Consider the following 4,134-nt stretch of genomic DNA (forward strand, 5'->3'; position numbering starts at 1 on the left):
ACCCTGCAGGATCTGGTAATAGGCCAAAGCCATCTCCGGCACATTGTTGGGGAACTGGTCGGTGTCCCAGCCGGACTGATAGTCGTTTCGGTTCATGTCGATCGAACCGAAAATGCCGAGCGCGTTGGCCAAGGCCAGCTCATGCTCGAAGGAGTGGCCGGCAAGGATCGCATGGCCCTGCTCGATGTTGACCTTCACCTCCTTCTCCAGCCCGAACCGCTTCAGGAAGCCGTAGACGGTGGCGACATCGTAGTCGTACTGGTACTTGGTCGGCTCCTGCGGTTTCGGCTCGATCAGGATCGTGCCCTCGAAACCTATTTTGTGCTTGTAATCCACGACGAGGTTGAGGAAGCGGCCGGCCTGCTCTTGCTCTCGCGCGAGGTCGGTGTTGAGCAGCGTCTCATAGCCTTCGCGCCCGCCCCACAGCACATAGTTCTCGCCCTTCAGCTTCTTGGTCACGTCGATGCATTTCTTCACCGTCGCCGCCGCATAGGCGAACACGTCCGGATCGGGATTGGTGGCGGCGCCCGCCATGAAGCGCCGATGCGAGAAAAGATTCGCCGTGCCCCAGAGCAGCTTGACGCCGGTCTGGTTCATTTTGGCCGAAAAATAATCGGCGATCTCGTCGAGGCGCGCCGCGCTTTCGGAGAAGCCCTTGCCTTCCGGGCGAACGTCGGCGTCGTGGAAGCAGAAATAGGGGACGCCGAGCAGCGAGAACAGCTCGAAGGCGACGTCGGCCTTCAGTTTCGCCAGTTCCATCGTGTCGATGTCGCCGGGCCTGGCGAACCAGGGGCGGTCGAAGGTTTGGCCGCCGAACGGGTCGCCGCCCTGCCAGGCGAAGGAATGCCAATACGCGACGGCAAAGCGCAGATGGTCCTCCAGCCGCTTGCCACCCACCACTTCGTCCGGGTTGTAATATCGGTAGGCCAGTGGATTGGTCGAATCCGGCCCTTCATACTTGATGGTCTTGATATTGCCGAAAAATCCGCTGCTCATGGTTTCCTTCCTCTCCAACTGCTTTCGCCGATTACCTCAGGCGTAATTGGTTTGGCGCTTCCGTGGGTCCAAAAGGGTCATGTCGAAACGATCCAATGAAGGATGAAGACCATGACCGACCTCAACACGATCGCCCGCAACTACATCACCGCCTGGAACGAGAGCGATGCGGCGCGCCGCAAGACCCTGCTCGAGGCCGCCTTCACCAGCGACGTCAGCTATCGCGACCCGATCATGCAAGGCGACGGCCACGACGGCCTCGCCGCGCTGATCGACGGCGTGCAGCAGCAATTCGCCGGCTTCCGCTTCTCGCTGAAGGGTGAGCCGGATGGTTTTGCCGACCGCATCCGCTTCTCGTGGAATCTGGGCCCTGAAGGCGCAGAATCCGTCATCGAAGGCACCGATATTTGCGTCATCGAGAACGGCCGCCTGAAGAGCGTCACCGGCTTCCTCGACAAGGTGCCGGCGCAGTGAGGCTAACCGGGTAAGGGAGGCGCGAGGCACCCCCCTGTGGCCTGCCGGCCATCTCCCCCGCAAGCGGGGAGATCGGCTTTCATCTAGGATTTCGCCAATCTCCAACGCTGCAAAAGGGAGCGAGGCGCCCAAGCTGCCAATCTCCCCCCTTGAGGGGGAGATGCCCGGCAGGGCAGAGGGGGGTGCCTCGCGCATACTCACGCGGTTACCGCCCTGATCGCCGGATAGAGCGCACGATAGCGTTGATAAGCATCTGCATACGCCCCACCAAGCGCGGCATCCGGTTCGATCGTCGCATCGGTCGCCGGCGCGGTGCAAACGGCAAGCGGATCGGCGCCGGTCGCGGCGATCAGCCCGAGACGCGCCGCGCCGAAGGCGGCGCCGAAATCGCCGTCGGCCGGGATGTCGACCGGCAGCTGCAACGCGGTGGCGATCGCCTTCAGCCAGTAGCGCGAGCGCGAGCCGCCGCCGATCGCCGTCACCCTGGTCAGGGTCGTGCCCGCCGTTTTCAGCGCCTCGAGGCTGTCGCGGAAGGCAAACGCCACGCCTTCGAGCACGGCCTGGGTCAGCACGGCGCGGCTCGATTGATGCGCGAGGCCGGTGAAGGAACCACGAATGGCCGCATCATTATGCGGCGTGCGCTCGCCGGAGAGATAAGGCAGGAAAGCGATGCCTGTCGGCGCCTTGAGCTTGTCGCCGAGCTCGCCGGTCAGGTCGCCGGCGCCTTTGCCGGTGATCTCCGACAGCCAGTTGAGCGAATCGGTGGCCGACAGGATGACCCCCATCTGGTGCCAGGTGTTGGGCAGCGCGTGGCAGAAGGTGTGCACCGCGCTTTCCGGATTGGGCAGATAGGAGGCGTTGGCGGCAAACAGCACCCCCGACGTGCCGAGCGACACGAAGGCGTGGCCGGCGCCCACGGTGCCCATGCCGCAGGCCGAGGCCGCATTGTCGCCGGCGCCGCCGGCGACCGGAATGCCTGAAGCAATACCCCATTTCGAGGCAAGCTCGCCGCGCAAGCCGCCGGCCTTCGCCGTGCCTTCGACCAGCGACGGCATATGCTTCTCGTCGAGCGTTGTCGCGGCGAGCAGTTCGGAGGACCACTGCCGCTTGCCGACGTCGAGCCAGGATGTGCCCGCCGAATCCGACATCTCCGAAATATGCTCGCCGGTCAGCCAGAGCCGCAGATAGTCCTTGGGCAGGAGCACCTTTGCGACAGCGGCAAAAACACTGGGCTCGTTGTCCTTCACCCACACCAGCTTCGGCGCCGTGAAGCCCGGGAAGACGATGTTGCCGGTGAGCTTGCGGAAACGCGGGTCGGCGTCGAGCGCCGCTGCCTCGACATGGCTGCGGGTGTCGTTCCAAAGGATGCAGGGACGCAGCACCTTGTCCGAGGCGTCGAGCAGGGTCGCGCCATGCATCTGGCCGGAGAGGCCGATACCCTTGACCGCTGCAAGCTCCTTGGGATGGGAAGTCTTGAGCTCGGCAATCGCTGTCTGGCAGGCTTCGATCCAGTGCGCCGGATTCTGTTCGGACCAGCCGGCATGCGGCCGCGAGACGTCCAGCGAGCCGTGGCCGGACCCGACGACCGTCTGGCGATCATCGATCAGGAGCGCCTTGACGCCCGAGGTGCCCAGGTCGATGCCGAGATACATGATTTCCTCCCGATGCCATTAATTTTTTCGGGTCTCGAAAAAATCTGGCTTGGCCAGTTCTTAAGCCAAGATCCGCCTCCGGTCAATTCTCTGACAAATCGGCCGCGCGGCGCGAGAACAGCGCCGACAGCGGGCTGTCCGGCCGCGCCAGCTGACGCTCGGCGGTCAACGCCCGTGCCAGCGCGCTGTCACCGGCACGCAGCGCCGCCTCGATCAGCATCAGGTCGATCACGTCGCGTTGTGCATGGCTGCCGCCGAAGCGGTGCGCGATCCAGCGGATTGGCCGGATCAGGCGCACCACTTCTCCGTAGTTGCCCTCGCCGAATGCTTTGATCGCCAAGGTTAGAGGGTGGCCGACGTCGCGCGTGAATGCGGCGTTATCGTCATCGCCGCGCATTGCTTCGCGCTGCGCTTCGAGCAGGGTCTGGGCCGGCGCGTGCCGCCCGGCGCCGACAAAGGCCATCATCGCATGCGCATCGTTGAAGGCGTAATTGCCGGCGGCCGCCTTTGGCGCCCAGTTCGCCGCAAGCGCCGCCCAGCGGTCGCCGACATCGACGCCGTGGAGATAAAGTCGCCACAGGATCGCCGAGGCGTCGACCATGTTGAGCGCCAGCGTCGAGCGGTCGCCGTAGATCGGCCCGTCATAGAGCTGGAGCACCTCGTTTGTCTCGCCGAGATCGTAGTGGAACAGCGCCAGATGCCACCAATTATGGATCTTGAGGAAGCTGTCCTTCGTCCACGCCTCCGGATTGGCGCGCATCCAGGCGATGCCCTCCCTTTGCCGGCTTTGCATTTCCATGACATGCGCGACCGCGTGCTGCGCCCAGCCGTCGCGCGGCTCGATCTCGATGGCCTGCCGGCCGAAGGCTTCGGCGCGCGCATAGTCGCCCATTTCCTCCAGCCCGAAAGCCTGCATGCCGAGAACGGCATGGTAGCCCGGCATGTCCTTCTCCCAAGCCGGCAACGCCCGACCGATGCGGTCGCGCAGCATGCGCGCATTGCCGATGAAGAA

The 4,134-nt window shown here is 64.2% G+C and carries 4 protein-coding genes; 1 reads left to right on the plus strand and 3 read right to left on the minus strand.

The window, feature by feature from the left end; translation table 11 throughout:
• A partial coding sequence (gene xylA, locus EOA79_RS30175) for a xylose isomerase (RefSeq protein WP_128293571.1) occupies positions 1-996 on the minus strand: 996 nt, incomplete at its 3' end.
• 111 nt (positions 997-1,107) lie between these two features.
• On the opposite strand from xylA, the gene EOA79_RS30180 reads away from it, so the two are divergent.
• A complete protein-coding gene (locus EOA79_RS30180) occupies positions 1,108-1,470 on the plus strand; it encodes a nuclear transport factor 2 family protein (RefSeq protein WP_095824430.1) in 363 nt (120 codons plus the stop codon).
• Between the two features lie 197 nt (positions 1,471-1,667).
• Here EOA79_RS30180 and xylB read toward each other — a convergent pair whose 3' ends face one another.
• Both xylB and EOA79_RS30195 read right to left on the minus strand, forming a co-directional pair.
• Positions 1,668-3,122, minus strand: a complete 1,455-nt coding sequence (gene xylB, locus EOA79_RS30190; protein WP_095824383.1) for a xylulokinase — start codon at positions 3,120-3,122, stop codon at positions 1,668-1,670.
• An 82-nt stretch (positions 3,123-3,204) separates the two neighbouring features.
• Positions 3,205-4,134: tetratricopeptide repeat protein (locus EOA79_RS30195; protein ID WP_164894013.1), on the minus strand; the 930-nt coding region annotated here is incomplete at its 5' end.

This window comes from Mesorhizobium sp. M1A.F.Ca.IN.020.03.2.1 (genome assembly GCF_004023205.1).
In the GTDB taxonomy this organism is placed as follows: Bacteria; Pseudomonadota; Alphaproteobacteria; order Rhizobiales; family Rhizobiaceae; genus Mesorhizobium.

Coding starts and splice junctions, on each gene's coding strand:
- EOA79_RS30180 (WP_095824430.1), top strand. CDS start 1,108: ATGACCGACCTCAACACGATCGCCCGCAACTACATCACCGCCTGGAAC.
- xylB (WP_095824383.1), bottom strand. CDS start 3,122: ATGTATCTCGGCATCGACCTGGGCACCTCGGGCGTCAAGGCGCTCCTG.